Genomic DNA, 19,159 nt, shown 5'->3' with positions numbered 1-19,159 from the left:
AGTTTTTCAATCAAACACCGTCACCCTTTTGATTTCCGGCATTGAAATTATTTCTGTCGCTTTTTTAGTTTTTAAATAAAGCCAATTGCCATCTATTTTAATCGCAGTACCCGATACAGCGTATTCGTTCCACTGCGTACAATTAAGGAATACTTTAACTTTTTTACCCAACAACTCAGTAAGCATATCTTTTCCTTCTGTTTGTGGTTTTAACGCGCCTGTTATAATTTCAAGCCACTTATTAACAATGTACGCTATTCCTATCTATTGCTCGCCTGTAAGGCCATACTGAAGTTTAACCACGGCCATTGAGCTGACTCAATTCGGCTTTAGGTTAAGAGGATAACACCATGAGTAAAAGCAATGACCGCAGAAAAGACACCAAGAAGAAGCCTCTTTTAACTGCAAAAGAGAAAAAAGCTGCCAAGGCAGCTAAGAAAAGTCCAAGCAACTCTCTTATCAAGTAAGCTTACAGAGCTTTCATGCTGGCTGACACACCCTCGGGTTGTCAGCCATTAGTACTGCTGCTTGTTATGTACGGAACTAAGGCCCCGTACTCATATAAATAATTTACCGAGCCATAAAGCTCTATGGTTGCTGTTAAACTAAAACCAAGCTTTTTTAGCTGCACCATATTCAACCCAAAGCCATGGGCCTCATAGCTGGCTAGCGGCCCCTTGGTAAGGTAGTTTAGGGCGTCTTCCTGTGTGCGTACTTTCTTATCGCCAATGCAACGAATAAACGACTCTTCGTTTAATAGCCGAATAATAAAGTCAGTGTCACTCAGGTTGAAGCACCGGATTACCAAGCGGCCGGTTGTACATATTGCTTTCACAACCGCTAGCGCAACGGCCCCTTGGTGATTTGAGACAAGGGCGTATTCACATCAAAAACCTTACCATTTACTTCTGTTACACCTAGATTTTTCAAGCGTGCCGAGTGCATGGCTAAATAAGCTTTGGCGGTTGCTTCGCTTTCAAATAAATAGATGCCGCCCGCTTCTTGTGCGCTTTCATTCTCGGTCCAAATTTTCCAAATAAAGCCTGGCTCTTGGGTAATCGAAGCTGCAAGGTCGGTTAACGCTGCTGCCATTTCCGCACCAAAAGGGCCGTTAAAAGCAAAGTCTACTTGTAATAGTTTCATTATTTATTCCTATTGTTTCTCGGCAATAACTTGCACCACGGCACTTTCACCTTGATGCAGCTTACCTTCAGATATATGGCGCTCAATTTCAGCACCAACAATAAAATCAAGCCCTTTAAGCTCAACCTTTAATGCCTCAAGCGACATAAACATCTCTTTTTTCGAAGCTGGCGGACCGCCAATTCCTGCAAGCTTTATATGTCGTTCGGTGTAGGCTTCTAAAATAAACACACCCCCTTTAGTTAAAGCCTTTACCGCTTGAGCATGAACACTTTTACGCAGTTCAGGCGGCAGGTGAGCAGAAATTGACACTATGCCGTCCCACTGCTCGGTACCTAAATTATAGTTAGCTAGGTCGGTAACAATTGTTGATATTTCCACACCATGTTCACCGGCAAGCTTTTGCGCCTTGCCTAAGCCAATCGACGACTGATCAACTGCCGTAACAACATAGCCTTGCTTGGCTAAAAACACCGCATTACGACCTTCACCTTCAGCCAAACATAGAACTTGCCCACCTTTAGGTATATGCGAGTATGCCGACTTCAAAAAGTCATTCGGTACTGTACCATAAACGAAGTCTTGTTCACTATAGCGTTCGTTCCACATTTTAAAAGCTTCCCTAAAATTATTAGCACTCGGCAATATTCACCGCAATGGCCAAGCCACCTTCCGAGGTTTCTTTAAAGCGTTCATTCATGCTTTGCGCAGTTTCCCACATGGTTTGAATTACTTCGTCTAAAGTTACTCGAGCATTGGCTGGGTCGCTTTCAATAGCAATGTTGGCAGCGGTAATGGCTTTAATGGCACCCATTGAGTTGCGTTCAATACAAGGTATTTGCACTAACCCGCCAACTGGGTCGCAGGTAAGGCCTAAGTGGTGCTCCATGGCTATTTCAGCGGCCATAAGCACTTGCCCCGTTGAGCCACCCATAATTTCAGTTAAACCCGCCGCCGCCATAGCCGACGACACACCTGTTTCAGCTTGGCAGCCGCCCATTGCAGCCGAAATAGTCGCGTTCTTTTTGAATAAAGTGCCAATTTCACCCGCCACTAATAAGAAGCGAATAATATTTTCGTTACCCGTAAACTGAGTAAAGGTTTGTGAATACATTAATACCGCGGGAATAATGCCGCTGGCACCATTAGTAGGTGCGGTAATAATTCGGCCAAAGCTAGCATTTTCTTCATTTACGGCTAAAGCAAAGCACGAAATCCACTTGTTGATGTTGTCAAAACTTGCTTCGGTTTTAACGACCGCCTCGAACCATTCGTCACGATTAGGGTAAATTTTGCCGCCCAACAGTTTACGGTTTAATGCCGCGGCCCGGCGAACCACTCTTAAACCACCAGGTAAAATACCTTCTTGGCTAATGCCTTTATAAACACAGTCTTTAATATTTTCCCAAATGCTTAAGGCCTGCGCTTCGGTTTGTTCGCGTGTTCGCCAAGCTTCTTCGTTCACATAAATTAAGTCAGAAAACGATAAACCTAACTGCTTACAATACTTTTCAACATCTTCACCCGAATGACACGGGTACTTTGTAGTTGTGGCTACTTCATCTACGGAAGTTTCCTCTTTGGTGGTCACAAAGCCACCGCCAATGGAGTAATAGTCTTGCTCTAGCTCCGTGCCGTCGTTAAACACCGCTTTAAAAATCATGCCATTAGGGTGGAAGTCTAGGTTTTTAGCCATGTTCAAAATAAGGTGATGGCCATACACAAAGGGAATATCAACTTCGCCACCCAATTTTAACGACAGGGCTGACTTAATTGCTGCAACTTTAGAGTTTATTTTTGTGGTATCAATAACTTCAAAATCTTCACCAGAAAGGCCCAACATGCCGGCAATGTCGGTACCATGGCCAATACCTGTTTTTGCCAGCGACCCAAAAAACTCAACAAACACTTCTTTTACGTCTGTTAAGTTGTGTTGTTTACGAATAAGGTCCAAAAACATTTCTGCCGCGTTCCATGGCCCCATGGTATGCGAGCTCGACGGACCAATACCTACTTTAATAATTTCGAACACACTAATAGATTTCATGCTCATCTCTTTTTTCTAGTTAAACCTGCGTTAATTACCCTGTAACTCTATAGCTATTTTTTTACTGGCATTGCTTCCAGTAACTTTATAATTGCGTTGTTATTATTTAGTTTTGCTAAGTCGATAAGGTAGCTTTTTTCAATATCAAGCAACGGTTTATTACCGAGCAATTCCTTCACCGACTGCTCTTCACCATTGGCTATCGACGTTTTCAAGGCTGAGAAATTAGCTATGCCTCGTTCGTTTTTCATTGTCATATTAACCTCCATTATATGCGCTAACAAACAAGTCCATAAAGCGATTCACCGGAGTGGCCGCTAACATGGTTTGATCGTTGCACAGCATTATTATTTTTTGGCACTGTTGGTTTGATGGTACAGCCAATGTCCCAGGCCGCTGTTATTGGGTCGAGCGTAAAGGAAGTGCCCGGCACACGCGCACCATTGGGTACCACCGTGCCTGGTACAACAGGGCCAAGTAATTTAGTGCATTCGGGAAAACGTAAGGCAAGTAAACCACAACCTAAGGAATCGATTAAACAGTAGCGGGCCGTGTCTTGCGCAACGCCCTCACTCATTTTAAAATTTAATACATAATCAGCAATATCTTGAATGACTTGGTCATAAGCTGGGCGAAGGTTAGTGTCGACGTTATTACTCATGGTGTGTCTCCTACTACGCTTGCTTTAGTATTCAGTGTTCCTTAATAGTAGCAGTTGCACTCGCTGGATGCTGCCGATAGAACTGACAAAGCAGCCGATACACTGCTGGCATGTGTTCTTGCATATATTTCGGCGACTCAAAAAAGGTTTCGCTGCACACGGCAAAGAACTCGGCGGGGCTGGTAAGGCCATAGTCATTAATTGGCAGTTCACGATAACTTTCAAAGTCGTGTTGCAAGCGGTTCCAAGCCTTAGTGAAAATAGCGTGCCATTCTCCTGGCTGCATATCTGGGTGCATAGGTGGTGCCCCGTTCGCACCATCGCGCAACATATCAAGCTTATGGGCTAATTCATGAATAACTACATTGCTGGCTTTGCCGTTATAGGCATGAGGCCCACTTTCAGTGACCGCTTGCCACGACAAAATAACCGGTCCTCGGTACCAGGCTTCACCACTTAAATGTGGGCTTTCCGAATGCACAATACCATCGTTGGTTCGATACGGCCGGTTAGGTACAAAGCCACCTTCATAAATAATTACCGTTTGCCAGCGGTCGTACCAATGCAGGCCAAGATGCAAAATAGGCACGCAGGCCATGGTGGCTATTTTTAACAGCATGGCGTCGGTGAACTGAAAACCGCTACCACCAGCAAAGTTTTTTCGCGCAATAAAGCGAAACGCCATGCTACGCAATTTTTCACGTTCAGCAGCTTGGTAACGCAGCATTACTGGCCAGTCGGCAATAGCACGTTCCCATTGCTCGGTGGTGAAGCCCATTTTATTAATTCGTCTGTTTTCTCGCCAATGGCGAAACGATTTAAATATATTCAATTCGTTGTTCCATAATTCAGCAGTCTAAACGTCAGGCTACAAACTAACGGTCTGATTTAGAATGGTCTATGATGGGTAGCCCATTTAGACTAAAACATAACAGAGCCATGATTTTTATAAGTGATACTATCAGCCTTGAAGACCACGAGGTAGAAATAAGCGCCATACGCTCGCAGGGTTCGGGCGGGCAAAACGTGAATAAAGTTTCGTCAGCTATTCACCTGCGGTTTGACATTAACGCCTCGAGTCTTAGCGACTTGCAAAAACAGCTATTACTGGAAAGCAAAGACAGGCGAATTAATAAAGACGGTGTGCTGATTATTAAAGCACAAAGCTTTCGCACTCAAGAGCAAAATAGATTAGATGCCTTTGAGCGCTTACAGCAATTCATAGTAGCAGCTACGCATGTGAACAAGCCGCGCACGCCTACGAAGCCTAGCCGCAGCGCTCGGCGCAGGCGCACCGATCAGAAAACGCAGCGGGGCAGAACCAAGTCATTACGGCGGAAGGTAGATATTTAATTTTGGGCTAGCAGCTTAACCCTGGCCCGTATCACTTGGCCGGACTTGCTGTTGCACACCTTTCAGGAAGTTGCGCAAAATTTGGTCTTTGCACTCGCGGTAGTTTTTATGCCCTGGCTTGCGGAAAAAAGCACTAAGTTCATGGCTGCTAATACGGAAATCAACCAGCTTGAAAATATCTAGAATGTCTTCTGCTTTTAAATTGAGGGCTATGCGTAGCTTTTGAAACACAATATTATGGGTTAACCGTTGTTCAGGAGCCGGTTGCGCGCCTTCACGTTTACCGCGCTTATAATTAATAAAGCCATTTAAAAATACCGCGAGCTCAGTGTCAGTTAGTTCGACAAAGCTTTCATCGTCATCCTTTCGAAGCCAAGCCACTACTTGCTCTTGGTTCATTTCAACTTCAGCCAAAGCGAAAATCTCCACCATGGTGCTGTCTTTAAAATCGAAGGTATAACGAATACGGCGTAAAATGTCATTGTTGGTCAAAGCATAATCCCTAGTCTTAGGTATGCCCAGCAATCAACAGGATTACTGGGAAAACTTATTTTAACATATCCGTGCACTTAAACCGCAGCGATTAAATTTCACAGTTTATCTCTTTCGTACGACTGCTTAGATACTCTTGATACGTTCCATAACCTCCTAAATAAACGACAACATCTGGGTGCTCTGCGGTAAATTTCTTATGCTTTTCTAAGCTTATGACAAACATACTACAAGCTTCAGTTATTCTTTGGCTTGCCCAGTAGGTAAAGCCCATATGTAAGTATACGTTGGTGAGTAGGTCATATTGGTGCTGATTCTGGTAAATAGCCCCCGCCTTATCCAAGTACTCTATCGAGCTGTTATAGCGATCTTCAAAAGTTATATTAGGCTGCAAAAAACCGTGTTCTGAGTAGTGTTTGCTATATTTGCCTACCGCATATGATCTCAGAAACACACCATAAGCAATATAGGCTTGAGCAAGCCCAGCTTGGTCTTCACCTTCTTTATAAATATCGATTGCTTCTAGAATCATTCGTTCCGCGGGTAAAGGCCTTACCTGATCATCAAAAAGCCAATACGCATTAGCTATCATTTGCTTTGGATCACTTGTATATGGCACCAATGCTGCTGAACATCCAACTAATGAAATAAGCAAGCCAATAATAAGTATGTGCCGCATGCGAAGTTTCCTTAATTTATTTTGTTTAGGCTTTATTCTGGTTCCATTATGGGTCCATAAAGCCTGAAAATTTAATGCCTGATAATAACGCCATTTCTCGCTGCCAGGTAGCTAAATCGTTCTTATTAAATGCACTTAATGAATCATGCCCACATGCCCTTGCCATTACCTGCATCAGTTCGACCGAAGCTTCGAAAAAGTTCTTCAATTGCGTAGCTGATTTTTCAACATTGAGCCGCTGGCGTAAATCTGCTTTTTGCGTGGCAATGCCGGCTGGGCAGTTATTAGTATTACAAATTCGCGCCGCAACACAGCCTATTGATTGCATCGCACTGTTGGCAATTGCAACACCGTCGGCACCTAGTGCTAAGGCTTTCACAAAGTCCATGGGTGTGCGCAAACCGCCGGTAATAATAAGGGTTACGTCGCCACTTACGCCTTGCTTATCGAGATAGCGCCGAGCCCGTGCTAAGGCAGGTATGGTGGGCACACTAATATGGTCACGGAATATTTTCGGTGCCGCGCCCGTACCACCACCACGGCCGTCTAAAATGATGTAGTCGGCACTGGCATCTAGCGCAAATTGAATGTCTTCTTCAATATGGTTTGCGCTTAATTTAAAACCGATAGGAATACCGCCGGTAACTTCACGCACCCGATCAGCAAACTTTTTAAAGTCTTCCGCCGTATGTAAGTTTGAAAAGGTAGGTGGTGAAACAGCAGGTTCGCCTTCAGGAATACCCCGCACTTGGGAAATTTTACCAACGTTTTTGTTACCCGGTAAGTGGCCACCGGTACCCGTTTTAGCACCCTGCCCACCTTTGAAATGAAAGGCCTGTACGTTTTTTAGCTTGGCTTCGTCGTAACCAAATTGAGCACTTGCTAGCTCATAAAAATAGCGTGAATTCGCTTGTTGCTCTTCGGGTAACATGCCGCCTTCGCCTGAACAAATACCAGTGCCGGCAAGTTCAGCACCTTTGGCCAGTGCCAGTTTTGCTTCTTCAGAAAGTGCTCCAAAACTCATGTCAGAAACAAACAGCGGAATATTTAACTTTAGTGGTTTCTTAGCGCGTGGCCCAATCACTAGCTCAGTGCTTACGGCCACGTCTTCCAGCAACGGCTGGGTGGCCATTTGTGAGGTCATTACTTGAATATCGTCCCAATGGGGCAGTAAATGGCGCGGCACGCCCATAGCAACCATTGGCCCGTGGTGACCCATTTTCGTTAACCCATCTCTGGCTAGTTGATGAATAAACTCCACCGTGGGCTCTTCTACTGTGGCAATAGCAGCTGGCATTTCATCCGCACCAACTTCAATTCCAGGACCTTCTTTTCCTACCATGCTGGCATCAAATTTCTTATGGGTGCCGTCACAAAAGGGTAGGTTTGCCGAGTGTTTGCACTGACATAAATAGGCATCACCAGACTTTTCTGCAACAAATGACTGCGGTTTAAATTCGGTTCCTACATGGGAGCCGTCGCAAAAGGGCTGGTTTTTAGAACGACCACAGGTACAAAAGTAGTATTCTTCAGCTTCGTTGAGTTCAACTTTAATAGGTTTGTTATTTGCCACTATCGGGTTCATGCATACGCTCCGTGTTGTAAAAATACTATGTCTTGTTCAGCTTTCCACAGGAGCCTTGAAATTACTAGCACTGGTTCAGCCTCTTACTTAAATAAGCTTCACCCAAATAAAAGCTAGCCCCGCAATAACAACCAAGCCAATGATAATGTTTTTAATAATATGCTCAGAACCTTGAGTGAGTACTTGATACACATAACCAAAGAAAAAAAGTAACCCGCCAGCCACGGCAAAGTCACCGAAGCCCCAGTTCACTTCATTACTAAAAAACATAGCTGTTAAAGGGATAAGTAAAACAATGCCCGTTATAACTAACACCGTATAAGTGCTTCTTTTCGATATCGTTAGTTTCTCTAGATTCATATGCACTCCTATTTACGTCGGCCAACCCAAAAGCAATTAACAGAAATACCACCAGAGAGATGATGGGGATCTGACGTCTGACTGTGCCTGATGAGTTTAAAACCATAACTATCTCACTGAATTTATAAGCTTATTTTTTGTTTACCCTAGGGTAAAGCGAATCTCTTTAACTTCAACCTTATAGAATGGAAAATACTCTTTTGTGCCAAACATATTTCCAGCTTCAACTCTAAATGGTAATTTGAAACCCTGTACAACACGGAAGTCCGAGAGCACACCACCGAACGGCTGTAACTGAAATAATTTTTCCGAGTTGGCATTGCTCCAACGCATAAAAGAAACCTCAACCGGCTGCCCATCGGTATTCACTGTTACATCGACTGCCTGTGAAAGCACTCCGTGGGTGACTGTTACACGTGCAGTGTTTTCATTAATTCCTTCCCAGGTTACACCTGTCCCAGGTAATATTGCGGCGGGTGTCCAAAACACTGCTTCAGCTACATACCGTCCGTGCCACGGGCATAAAACCCATTATACGGAATCGTGTCCACCGTCCAGCACCGGAACCAGATACCGAGATAATACCAGGTAAGTTCAGGCTCCAGACAAAACCATGCGGTACTGCAAGAATCTGGTGTGCTTGCATAGATGGTAGTTAGGCTTTTCTTGAGAACCAAGACTGAACTGTCCTTCCATATCAATTTCTGCAACTGTATATAACGGTGTTCCTGGCGCAATGGCAAAGTTGAAGAATCGTTGCGCTGGTTCGGGTAAATCATTCACCATAGATGGGTCGTACTGTTCTGGATTTACACGCTGTAAGGACGATAATTTTTTCCATTCAGCTTGAGCCAGTGGCTCATTAACCACCTGATATTAAACACAAGCACAAAAAAGCCCGCTACCAAATGGCAGCGGGCTTCTATTCAAAACTTAATTAAAACCAATTAACGCATGGTTACAAATTCTTCTGCGCTAGTTGGGTGTAATGCCACAGTTTCGTCGAAGTCGGCTTTGGTGGCGCCCATTTTAATGGCTACGGCAAAACCTTGTAGTACTTCGTCCATACCTTCACCAATGCCATGCATGCCCACCACTTTCTCATCGCTGCCTACACACACCAATTTAAAGGTACTAAGTGCACGGTGCGGGGTAATGGCGTTGTACATAGCGGCGAAGCTTGAGTTATATACTTTCACTTCAGCTTCACCATAGCGTTCTTTGGCTTCTTGTTCGGTTAAGCCAATAGTGCCAATAGGTGGGTGGCTAAATACGATAGTTGGAATAAGGCTGTAGTCCATGTGCGCGTCGGGTAGGTCTTTATTAAATAAGCGCTCGGCTAATTGGCGACCTGCTTTAATGGCCACAGGTGTTAACTCTGCTTCGCCTGTAATATCACCCACAGCATAAATACCCTTCACGTTAGTGTTCTGGTATTTATCCGTGCGAATATAGCCCCACTCGTCAGCCTCTACGCCAGCTGCTTCCAAGTTAATGGTGTCGGTGGCTGGCTCGCGACCAATGGCCCACACTAAGCAGTCCACGCCTTCGATAATTTCACCGCTTACCGTATGCACATGCAGGTTACCGTCGGCTCGCTTTTCAACTTTTGCTACTTCCGACTGGGTGTGTAGCTGTACGGTGCCGTCTTGTTTCATGCGCTCTAATAACTGCTCAATAATAACCGGCTCAAAATAACGCAGTGGCCGGTCGTGGCGCACCAGTAAATGTGAGTCGGTGCCTAAGGCACCCATAACTTGAGCAAGCTCTACGGCAATATAACCAGCGCCTACTACAACTGCTTTTTTAGGCTGCTCGGAAAGAGCAAAGAAACCGTCCGAATCAATTCCGTGCTCTGCCCCAGGTACGTTTGGAATGGTGGCGCGGCCACCAACGGCAATAGTAATATGGTCGGCGGTAATGCGCTCGCCGTTTACTTCAACTTCATTCGGGCCAACAAACTTGGCAAAACCTTCAATAAAGGTTACACCATTGCTTTCAAAACCGCGGTGGTAGCCTCCATGTATGCGCTCTATGTAAGCTTCACGGTTTTTAACTAAACGGCCCCAGTCGAAACCAGCTTGCTTTAAATCGAAACCGTAGGCTTCAGAATACTTTATGGCTTCAGCCACATGAGCCCCGTACCACATTACTTTTTTCGGTACGCAACCTACGTTTACGCAGGTACCGCCAACGGTTTTAGCTTCAATAACCGCTGCTTTAGCACCACGCATGGCGGCACGGTTGGCCGAGGCAATGCCGCCACTACCGGCACCAATACTTAAATAATCAAAATGTCTTACAGTCATACTACAATTCCTATGATTAGCATTATGCCACTATGATCGCACTCAAACAGCGCGCCTGCAAATACAGTTTAAAACTGGTATTTACGCATCCTTTACGGCAATGTTATAGGTATTCATTTAACATTTAACTGACAATACTTACCTTGGTGTTGGGCTTAGTACAAGGGAGACGGCACATAATGCTAAACAAAAACCTTCTTTATTGTGCCCTTATCATACTTGCTTGTTTTTCATCAATCGCTCAAGCACTTACAGACACTGGCAAACAAAAACAAAAAGAACCCACCGAACAAGAAGAAAAAGCATGGATAGACGACTTTCAAGACGGTGTTGAAGGCACTGTCGACAAAACCGCCCGTTGGTTTGATCGCTTTTTCGGTGACGACAGTACCTCTACCGACGACTATGACATTCAAGGTCGCCTTATTGTAGGGCCACGTTGGAGCGCCTACGAAGGCTGGAAAGTAGACTCGAGCTTCCGCGCCCAGTTTCGCCTGCCCCAAGCTAAACAAAAGTTTTCAGCCATTATCGGCCGGGGTAACTTCGACGATATCGTAAACGATAAACAAAGCTCGTACCGTTCCTCGGTTATTCAATCTACAAAAGACGATGAAGAATGGATCATCGGGCTTGGCTTTAACCCAAACCATGGTGAAACCGACCGCTTATACTTTAGCGCGGGCATTCGCGGCGGCTTAAAGGCCGACCTATACGTTCAAGGTCGCCATATGTGGCAGCGGCGTATTAACGAAATGTCGCAGCTGCGTGTTCGTTCAACCCTTTTTTGGCGCGACAGCGACGGCTTCGGTATTAACGAACGGGTTGACTGGGAAGCAAGCATGCTTGAAACATGGCTAGCCCGTATTAGCTTAGATAATACTTACGCTGAGCGCACCGAAGGTGTGCGTTGGCACCATAAGGCCGCTCTTTATCATTTGTATGCAGAAGAAAAAGCCATCGCTACAGAATTATTTGTTCGCGGTGAAACCGACCACGACGTGGGTGTGCACGACGTGGGTATTCGCTTTATTCATCGTCGTGAATGGTTTCGTGAATGGCTATTCTTAGAGGTTTGGGGCGGTTTACACTGGCCTCGCGAAGAGCGCATTGAGGATCGCCAACGCCGCTGGATGTTCGGGGTAGAATTTGCCATGTGGTATGGCGACTAGAACATTAAAGCACCAAGTCGCCACACAATGCCACTCACTCTGCCTTCAATTAGCCTTTAAAGTTGTCTAGCTCTATTTTTTCATTCAAGTCTATTTCTACCGCTGCTCGTTCTCTTAATAGCTGAATAGTGCCGTCGATTCCACGCTGGCGTAACGACGCCTGCATTTCCGACTGTTGGGCATTCAGCATACTAATACCTTCAGCCACTAAGTCGAACGCTAACCACGGCGACGTGGGAGTTCTACGTTGCAAATGGAAATCAAGACGAATAGGTGGCCTACCACCAGCTTCTATCAGCTGCCCTCGAACCACCACACGGCGTTCATTTGCATAAGGCTCTTCGCGGCCAAATTCTAAAGAGTGTTTGGTTTCATCGTACTGAGTAAAAACCCGTGCATAAGTAGTTACCAAGTAATCGCGGAAGGCTGCTACAAAAGCGTCTTTTTGAGTGTCGTCTAAACGCTGCCAATTACGGCCTAACACCATACGCGCCGCAAACTCATAGTCAGAATGGGGTAATAGTTCTTCTGTCATAATAGTGCGCAAATAATTCGGATTTGCTTGAATTTTACTGCGCTCATTACTAATTCTAGCGATCATACGGTCGGCTACTTCTTCTAGCATTACGTATGGGTTCTGCACTTCGCTGGCATTGACAGGTAACGGTGTAGAGCATACGAATAGCACAGCTATAAACGTAAATATCACCGATATTTGTTTCATTTCTTTTCTCCAGAGCAACAAAAAGTCTTATAGAGGGTTTTCTATAAGGCATTTTGGTTCAGTTATGGTCAGGCGTCCAGTGCATAAATTCGATAACAGCGTTCGGTTTTAACCAGCTAAGGTAAAAAACAGGCCTGCAATAGCCGCACTCATAAAGTTAGCTAAGGTTGCTGCCAGCAAGGCTTTCACGCCTAACTGAGCAATGTCTTTACGGCGGCTGGGCGCCATGCCACCAAGACCACCAAGTAAAATTGCAATTGACGAAATATTTGCAAAACCACATAACATGAACGTAATTATAACCTGCCCACGCGGGCTTATTTCATGAATGTGAACATTGGCACCCACTTCTACAACACCCATGGCATTCTCAGTGGTGATATATTTCACAAAGTCTAGGTAGGCAACAAACTCATTAATTGCTAACTTTTGGCCAATAAAACTACCGGCGTATTGAGCGTCTTCCCATGGCACACCCAACAGCCAGGCTAACGGTTTGAAAATAAAGCCAAAAATAGCTTGCAAGGTAAGGTCGCCGTAATCAAAAAAACCACCGGCCCAGCCCAAAACACCGTTCACTAAGGCAATTAACGAAACAAAGGCAAGCAACATAGCACCAACGTTTAACGCCAGCTCTAAGCCACTAGAGGCCCCTGATGCTGCGGCATCAATAACGTTAGCACGACGCTCTTCGGTAGGTACATGGCCTAAGTTTGTTACTGGTTCGTCTACTTCTGGCATCATAATTTTTGCCATGAGCAATGCGCCCGGTGCCGCCATAAAACAGGCAGCTAATAAGTATTTTAGTTCAATACCAATACCAGCATAGCCGGCCAGCACCGAACCAGACACCGAGCTTAAACCACCCACCATAACGGCAAACAGTTCTGAACGAGTCATGGTTGGAATAAAGGGGCGAACAATGAGCGGTGCTTCGGTTTGCCCTACGAATATATTGGCTGCTGCCGACATTGACTCTGGTTTACTAGTACCAAGTAACTTCTGTAAGCCGCCGCCAATAATTTTAATGACCCACGCCATTACCCCAATATGATACAAAACAGAAATGAGCGACGAGAAGAAAATAATAACGCCAAGCACGTGAATGGCAAAAATAAAGCCCTGCGAATAAGCTCCAATGTCACCAAATAAAAACTCAAATCCTGCATTAGCAAAGCCAATGACCGAGGCCACCCCATTCGACATACTTGCAAGCACGTCTTGGCCAAATGGCAAGTACAGCACAAACGCAGCTAAACCAAGCTGTAAAGCGAATGCACCACCTACGGTACGCAAGTTTATTTTCGAGCGGTTGCTAGAAAACCCAAACGCAACAGCTAATAAAAACAACATACCTAAGAGGCCAATCATAATTGATTCCTAATGTTTATCTTCAACGCTTATTCAGCAAGCAACTGACGAATTTTGGTTTTAATAATATCGATGGCAATTTCATTTTGGCCACCACGCGTTACTACAAGATCTGCATAATTTTTCGATGGCGCAATGAAATTGAAAAATGCGGGACGAACGTAGTTTTCGTATTGATCAGTAATTGAACTTAAGCTACGACCACGCTCTTCAATGTCTCGATTAATACGACGCAATAAACAAATGTCTAGCGGTGTGTCCATAAATACTGAAATATCGAACTGTTCACGCAAGGCGGCGTCGTTCAATAGCAAAATTCCTTCTACTAATATAACGCGAGCAGGGGTTACCTCGATGGTTTCCTCTAAGCGAGTATGCTCGCGATAACTATACTGGGGCATGTGAATTGTTTCACCAGCCCGCAGCTGCTTTAGGTGTTGCACCAGCAATTCATGTTCAAATGCACTTGGGTGGTCGTAATTTGTTAGAATACGTTGGTCTAGAGCCAAATGGCTTTGGTCGCGATAGTACGCGTCTTCAGATAGAACCGAAATACGCTCACCACCCAATTCAGCCACCAGCTCTTGGTAGACTGTTGACGCAAACAAACTTTTTCCCGAAGCCGACGGCCCAGCAATAGCAATTACGGTTGTATTTCCCACTAGAACCCTTCTACCACAGTTTTAATTCAGCACAATAACGCGGCATTATCACCAATTTTCGGGAATTTATAAACACTTAAAGTTTTTTTCCGCTGTTACAGCTCTTATTCATGCCCCCACGGAGCCGGTGGCGGAGCAATTTTTTGGCTTAAGTCGAAGTCAACTCGCCAAGTCCAGTGGCCGTCTGCCATAGTGCCGTAGCTATAACGTTTGCCCGGTACAATTTCAACGCGCCAGCCCAGTATTTCCCCTTTTTCACCGGTGCGCTCGGTAAAAATAAACAGTTGCTGTTTAGCGCTGCCCGGCGCCACCGTAAGCCCACCATAACCGGTGTTAGGATCATGCTCTCCCGATTCTAGCCGATGGTCATGGGACAAACTTAAATGATCGCTAAAAAGTGTGTACACCCAAGTGCGGGAGCGATCCCAGCTATTTTCTTCCGGCTGCTCTATATGAAAAGGCACCAGCAATTGTGCGTCGCTACATTCGCGGAAATGCACAACCAGCTTTTCATTGCCACTAAGCATTTCCCGCTCATCATTTCGTGCCACAATACGCTGGCCGGAATAAGCGTTGCCACACAATTGGCGCAAGGCATGAAAAAACTGTACATGAGGTTCGGTTAAGTCATAACTTGGCTTACTAGCAGACTGATCTGTAGACTCCGTACAAGCCGCTAGGCTTACCACCCCGAATAAAACAACCACTACATGTTTCCAACTCTGCATTTTGTTCACCTTACCTGTAAAACCTTGTAAACAACCTAGCCTGCCCTTGATTCACTTGCAATATGCTTGCGATCAAAATCTTGTCGAGGCATTCTTAGCGCACTAGCGGTAAACACTCAGAGGACTCTGTGGATCTAGCTTCCTTACGTAAACAAATTGAAACATTAGACCAACAACTACTGCAGTGTTTGGCCAAACGCCGAGCACTTGCACTAGATGTGGCCAAAGACAAGGCCAAGCGCGGCGGTAATGTTCGCGACACGGGCCGTGAAGCCGAATTGTTAATGCGGCTTATGGATATGGGCCAAAATATTGGTCTTGACCCAGGCTACCTTACTCGCCTGTACCACATTATTATTGAAGACTCGGTACTCACGCAGCATGCTTGGCTACAACAGGGCGACGACCAAGGTAACTTAGCCATCGCACACTTAGGTATGCCGGGCTCCTATTCTCACTTAACGGCCCAAAGTTATGCCAACCGCCGTAACTGCGGTTTGCAGGGCCATTCATGCGACACCTTTCAAGAAGTAATTGCCGCTGTTGAAGACGGTCGCACCACCTTAGGCGTGTTGCCCATAGAAAACACCTCGTCGGGCTCAATCAACGATGTGTACGACTTATTGCGTCATACCCACTTAAATATTATCGGCGAATCCTATTTATCTGTAGATCATCACTTATTAGTTAAACCAGGTACCGTGCTTGACGACATTCAAGTTATTTATGCGCACCCCCAAGCGCTTACCCAGTGCTCTGGTTTTTTAAGTCGTTTAACTGGGGTTCAACTTATACCTGCTGCGTCTTCGGCTCATGCTATGCGTAAAATTGCCGACGACAACGATAAGCACTCCGCTGCCATTGGGCCGCAAAGTGGTGGCGCTTTATACGAACTATTAGCCCTTGCCCACAATATGGCCAACCAAAAAGAAAACCATACTCGCTTTATTGTTGTCAGCCGCGACCCACTGCGAGTACCTGCCCAGCTGCCGGCAAAAACCAGCTTAATTATGGCGACTCATAACCAGGCTGGCTCGCTAGTGGACGCACTTATGGTGTTACGCGCTCATGGCATTAGCATGACTAAGCTAGAATCGCGGCCTATGCCTGGCAATCCATGGGAAGAACTGTTTTATGTCGACCTAATGGTGAATACCAGTACCACTGAATGGCAAGCTGCAGAAAAGGAGCTTGCCGCTATGACACGCTTTGTGAAGGTTTTGGGTTGTTACCCAGATGAACGAATAAAAGCAACCCATGCACCGTATCCTTTAACCGACTCGATACAAAACAGTGAGCAGGCGCCTTAGTTTTATACTATAGTTGCCGACTCACATAACCGTACAAAGGCCTTTATATGCTTAGCTTTTACCGTGTGTTAACGTCTTTCTTAGTATTACTACTGATTAGTGCCTGCACGCCAACACCTGTTGAACCAGTTGTTATACCAATAGCTGAGCACTGTGGTGCCGAGTCGGTCGCCATAGACCGCATTGAGCCTGTACTAACGCTGTCCGAAGACAATACGGTTATTGTAGAAGGTGTTGTTAGCGCCAGCTTCCAAGGCGAAAACAAATTGCGGGGCTTCTTTATTCACGCCCCTAGCCCACGCAGCCAGCGTAATACGAACGTAAATGAGCCACAACCAGCCTTGTTTGTACGTAACGATAGTTTTGGTCCCGCAGTACAGGTAGGCGACCGTGTACGCATACAAGGCGAACCAGACCAATATGGCGGGGCTCTGGCACTAGCAAATATCACCGCCCTAACCCGTTGTGCTCAAAATCAACCGGTTATTACCGAGTCGTTACAACTACCCATTGAATATGTAGCGCAGCTCGACCGTTTATTGCACCAGCGGGTACGCATTACGCACCCTATGACCGTCGTTGGCCATTACCAACTGGCTCGTTACGGCACGCTCGATTTGGCCACAGAACGGTTGTGGGTACCAACCCAAATTACTATGCCAGGGCCAAGTGCACGGGATCATTCCAGTCATAATTTTTTGCGCAGCATTGTGCTCGACGATGGCTCTGAACTACAAAATCCCGCACTAGTGCCATACCCAGCTCCGGGGTTACATATAAATAACCCGATACGTTCTGGCGACTTAGTAAAAAACATTGAAGGAGTGTTAGTGAAAGTTGGCGATGCGTATCATATTCATCCTGTACATACGCCGCACTTCGAAGCCACCAACCCACGCCCCCATGCTGTTTCATTGCCAGGAACCGGCGACTTAAAAGTAGCGGCCTTTAACGTGCTTAACTATTTTAATGGGAAAGATGGCTTTCCAACTCCACGTGGCGCTACCACCGCCGAAGAATTTGAGCGCCAACGTGCTCGCATTATTAGCGCCATGACAGCTATAAATGCCGACGTATTTGCGCTGATGGAAATGGCCAATAACGGTTTTGCTAACGACAGTGCTATTGCTGACCTTACCCGTGGTTTACAAGCAGCAGCGCCCGCTGGTGCCCGCTACAACTATGTACATGTAGCTGCCGACAAGGTGGGCAGCGACGTGATTACCCAAGCTATTATTTATCGCGCCGACAAAGTAGCTGAAGCCGGCCAAGCGGCCTTTACCACCTTAGCTCCTTTCGACACCGGCAGCCGCCCCCCGCTAGCACAAAGCTTCCGTAGCCTTAGCTCTGGTGCTGAATTCACCGTAGTAGCGAACCATTTTAAGTCGAAAGGAAGTTGCCCTAGCGACATAAACAATCCAAACCGTAACCGCAACGACGGCCAAGGCTGTTGGAACCAGCTTCGCACTGAGTCAGCTACCGCCCTTGCACGCTGGCTTCGCACGTTTCCAACTGGGCGTGAACATCGTAACTATATTGTGCTAGGCGACTTTAATGCCTATGCCATGGAAGACCCGTTAATGGAGTTGCGTCAACATGGCTATAGAAATATTGCCAACCGCTTAGCACCAGAAGGTTATAGCTATGTATTTCGTGGCGAAATGGGTAGTTTGGATCATATTCTTGCCCATAGTTCAATTATAGATGCCGTAACAGGCATTGATTTTTGGCATATTAATGCCGACGAGCCAGTGGCTTTCGAGTACGGCATGAGCCATAAAACCCCACAGCAACAACACAACTGGTATGCTCCAACGCCATATCGTAGTTCTGATCACGACCCAGTTATTATTGAAATAGACAGTAAACTATTACTTTTGAACGACAAAATCGATTAATGTGATTGGTTTCAATCGCTGGATACTAACACCTAATCTGTTATTATTTATACGTAATCAACAGCAATAAGAGAGGACAATATGAAGCAATTAAACGTCATCGGTCTCGACACAGCAAGTGCAGAAACTTTAGCCGCTAAATTGAATACGTTATTAGCTAACTACCAAATTTTGTATATGAATGTGCGTGGCTTCCATTGGAATATACGCGGTGAAAGCTTCTTTGAACTCCACGATAAGTTTGAAGAAACCTATAACGACTTGTTAGTAAAAGTAGACGAAATAGCTGAGCGCGTGCAAACCTTAGGCCAAAAGCCACAGCACACCTACAGCAAGTATCTGGAAAACAGCCAAATTAAAGAAGTAGCGAACGTCACTAACGGTCGCGAATGTGTTACTGAACTACTTAATGGTTATCAAATTCTTATTCAACTTCAACGCGACCTGCTCGAAGCAGCCGCTGAAGCTGGCGACGAAGGTACTGTAGCGCTTATGAGTGACTATATTTCAGAACAAGAAAAAACCGCTTGGATGCTTACCGCATACCTAGGTTAAATATGCTTCGAACGCAGCATGCATTCAACCGAACAAGCCAGAGTTAATGCTCTGGCTTTTTTGTTTCTAACCCTATTATTCGATATACTGCCACCGATTTTAACCGCACTGAA

Annotated in this window: 22 protein-coding genes and 2 pseudogenes; 5 read left to right on the top strand and 19 right to left on the bottom strand. The window is 45.6% G+C overall.

Annotated features, from left to right (window positions below; all coding sequences use genetic code 11):
• Positions 1 to 6 precede the first annotated feature (6 nt).
• From M1L23_RS06445 to M1L23_RS06410, 8 genes and pseudogenes are all read right to left on the bottom strand, one after another.
• Entirely contained in the window at positions 7 to 186 is a 180-nt protein-coding gene (locus tag M1L23_RS06445; RefSeq protein WP_252626436.1) for a hypothetical protein, read from the bottom strand.
• Between the two features lie 322 nt (positions 187 to 508).
• Positions 509 to 835 (bottom strand): hypothetical protein, encoded by a 327-nt coding sequence (locus tag M1L23_RS06440; protein WP_252626435.1) that lies wholly within the window; start codon positions 833 to 835, stop codon positions 509 to 511.
• A 5-nt stretch (positions 836 to 840) separates the two neighbouring features.
• A complete protein-coding gene (locus M1L23_RS06435; RefSeq protein ID WP_256473621.1) occupies positions 841 to 1,143 on the bottom strand; it encodes a monooxygenase in 303 nt (100 codons plus the stop codon).
• A gap of 9 nt (positions 1,144 to 1,152) precedes the next feature.
• A complete protein-coding gene (locus tag M1L23_RS06430) occupies positions 1,153 to 1,752 on the bottom strand; it encodes a class I SAM-dependent methyltransferase (RefSeq protein ID WP_252626433.1) in 600 nt (199 codons plus the stop codon).
• A gap of 22 nt (positions 1,753 to 1,774) precedes the next feature.
• Entirely contained in the window at positions 1,775 to 3,190 is a 1,416-nt protein-coding gene (locus M1L23_RS06425; RefSeq protein WP_252626431.1) for an L-serine ammonia-lyase, read from the bottom strand.
• Positions 3,191 to 3,243: 53 nt separating this feature from the next.
• Complete coding sequence (locus M1L23_RS06420) at positions 3,244 to 3,447, bottom strand: hypothetical protein (RefSeq protein ID WP_252626429.1); 204 nt, start codon at positions 3,445 to 3,447, stop codon at positions 3,244 to 3,246.
• A gap of 110 nt (positions 3,448 to 3,557) precedes the next feature.
• A pseudogene (locus M1L23_RS06415) lies at positions 3,558 to 3,851 on the bottom strand (MmgE/PrpD family protein); the annotation flags it as partial.
• A 31-nt stretch (positions 3,852 to 3,882) separates the two neighbouring features.
• Positions 3,883 to 4,683: a M90 family metallopeptidase gene (locus tag M1L23_RS06410; protein ID WP_252626427.1), complete on the bottom strand. Its 801-nt coding sequence runs from the start codon at positions 4,681 to 4,683 to the stop codon at positions 3,883 to 3,885.
• A gap of 107 nt (positions 4,684 to 4,790) precedes the next feature.
• On the opposite strand from M1L23_RS06410, the gene arfB reads away from it, so the two are divergent.
• Positions 4,791 to 5,204 (top strand): alternative ribosome rescue aminoacyl-tRNA hydrolase ArfB, encoded by a 414-nt coding sequence (gene arfB / locus M1L23_RS06405; protein ID WP_252626426.1) that lies wholly within the window; start codon positions 4,791 to 4,793, stop codon positions 5,202 to 5,204.
• A gap of 15 nt (positions 5,205 to 5,219) precedes the next feature.
• On the opposite strand, the gene M1L23_RS06400 is transcribed toward arfB, so the two are convergent.
• The 7 genes and pseudogenes from M1L23_RS06400 to gorA all read right to left on the bottom strand — a co-directional run bounded on the left by M1L23_RS06400 (position 5,220) and on the right by gorA (position 10,629).
• The gene (locus M1L23_RS06400) at positions 5,220 to 5,696 is read right to left on the bottom strand and encodes a YehS family protein (RefSeq protein ID WP_252626424.1); all 477 of its coding nucleotides are present in this window, start codon (positions 5,694 to 5,696) and stop codon (positions 5,220 to 5,222) included.
• 91 nt (positions 5,697 to 5,787) lie between these two features.
• On the bottom strand, positions 5,788 to 6,375 hold the full coding sequence (locus M1L23_RS06395) for a hypothetical protein (RefSeq protein WP_252626423.1): 588 nt from the start codon (positions 6,373 to 6,375) through the stop codon (positions 5,788 to 5,790).
• Positions 6,376 to 6,421: 46 nt separating this feature from the next.
• Positions 6,422 to 7,960: a glutamate synthase-related protein gene (locus M1L23_RS06390; RefSeq protein ID WP_252626421.1), complete on the bottom strand. Its 1,539-nt coding sequence runs from the start codon at positions 7,958 to 7,960 to the stop codon at positions 6,422 to 6,424.
• A gap of 87 nt (positions 7,961 to 8,047) precedes the next feature.
• On the bottom strand, positions 8,048 to 8,320 hold the full coding sequence (locus M1L23_RS06385; RefSeq protein ID WP_252626419.1) for a hypothetical protein: 273 nt from the start codon (positions 8,318 to 8,320) through the stop codon (positions 8,048 to 8,050).
• 141 nt (positions 8,321 to 8,461) lie between these two features.
• Positions 8,462 to 8,815: pseudogene (locus M1L23_RS06380) on the bottom strand (DUF6544 family protein); the annotation flags it as partial.
• A 99-nt stretch (positions 8,816 to 8,914) separates the two neighbouring features.
• Positions 8,915 to 9,106 (bottom strand): DUF6544 family protein, encoded by a 192-nt coding sequence (locus M1L23_RS06375; protein WP_252626416.1) that lies wholly within the window; start codon positions 9,104 to 9,106, stop codon positions 8,915 to 8,917.
• A 161-nt stretch (positions 9,107 to 9,267) separates the two neighbouring features.
• Entirely contained in the window at positions 9,268 to 10,629 is a 1,362-nt protein-coding gene (gene gorA / locus M1L23_RS06370; RefSeq protein WP_252626414.1) for a glutathione-disulfide reductase, read from the bottom strand.
• 179 nt (positions 10,630 to 10,808) lie between these two features.
• On the opposite strand from gorA, the gene M1L23_RS06365 reads away from it, so the two are divergent.
• Entirely contained in the window at positions 10,809 to 11,798 is a 990-nt protein-coding gene (locus M1L23_RS06365; RefSeq protein ID WP_252626412.1) for a hypothetical protein, read from the top strand.
• A gap of 49 nt (positions 11,799 to 11,847) precedes the next feature.
• Here M1L23_RS06365 and M1L23_RS06360 read toward each other — a convergent pair whose 3' ends face one another.
• The 4 genes from M1L23_RS06360 to M1L23_RS06345 all read right to left on the bottom strand — a co-directional run bounded on the left by M1L23_RS06360 (position 11,848) and on the right by M1L23_RS06345 (position 15,283).
• Positions 11,848 to 12,522 carry an MlaC/ttg2D family ABC transporter substrate-binding protein gene (locus tag M1L23_RS06360; protein WP_252626410.1) on the bottom strand — a complete coding sequence of 225 codons (675 nt, stop codon included), beginning with the start codon at positions 12,520 to 12,522 and terminating at the stop codon, positions 11,848 to 11,850.
• A gap of 108 nt (positions 12,523 to 12,630) precedes the next feature.
• Entirely contained in the window at positions 12,631 to 13,893 is a 1,263-nt protein-coding gene (locus tag M1L23_RS06355) for a NupC/NupG family nucleoside CNT transporter (RefSeq protein WP_252626406.1), read from the bottom strand.
• A 29-nt stretch (positions 13,894 to 13,922) separates the two neighbouring features.
• Positions 13,923 to 14,555, bottom strand: coding sequence for a uridine kinase (gene udk / locus M1L23_RS06350; RefSeq protein ID WP_252626405.1), 633 nt, complete (start codon positions 14,553 to 14,555; stop codon positions 13,923 to 13,925).
• Positions 14,556 to 14,659: 104 nt separating this feature from the next.
• Positions 14,660 to 15,283: a hypothetical protein gene (locus tag M1L23_RS06345; protein WP_252626404.1), complete on the bottom strand. Its 624-nt coding sequence runs from the start codon at positions 15,281 to 15,283 to the stop codon at positions 14,660 to 14,662.
• A 128-nt stretch (positions 15,284 to 15,411) separates the two neighbouring features.
• On the opposite strand from M1L23_RS06345, the gene M1L23_RS06340 reads away from it, so the two are divergent.
• The 3 genes from M1L23_RS06340 to M1L23_RS06330 all read left to right on the top strand — a co-directional run bounded on the left by M1L23_RS06340 (position 15,412) and on the right by M1L23_RS06330 (position 19,046).
• The gene (locus M1L23_RS06340) at positions 15,412 to 16,593 is read left to right on the top strand and encodes a chorismate mutase (RefSeq protein WP_252626402.1); all 1,182 of its coding nucleotides are present in this window, start codon (positions 15,412 to 15,414) and stop codon (positions 16,591 to 16,593) included.
• A 47-nt stretch (positions 16,594 to 16,640) separates the two neighbouring features.
• Positions 16,641 to 18,491, top strand: a complete 1,851-nt coding sequence (locus M1L23_RS06335; RefSeq protein ID WP_252626397.1) for an ExeM/NucH family extracellular endonuclease — start codon at positions 16,641 to 16,643, stop codon at positions 18,489 to 18,491.
• Between the two features lie 81 nt (positions 18,492 to 18,572).
• Positions 18,573 to 19,046: a Dps family protein gene (locus M1L23_RS06330; RefSeq protein WP_252626391.1), complete on the top strand. Its 474-nt coding sequence runs from the start codon at positions 18,573 to 18,575 to the stop codon at positions 19,044 to 19,046.
• Positions 19,047 to 19,159 lie beyond the last annotated feature (113 nt).

The sequence above is a fragment of the Aliidiomarina quisquiliarum genome, assembly GCF_023922585.1.
GTDB classification, from domain to species: Bacteria; Pseudomonadota; Gammaproteobacteria; order Enterobacterales; family Alteromonadaceae; genus Aliidiomarina; species Aliidiomarina quisquiliarum.
The sequence above is the reverse complement of the archived record's forward strand: the minus strand, read 5'-3'. Positions and strand labels throughout refer to the sequence as shown.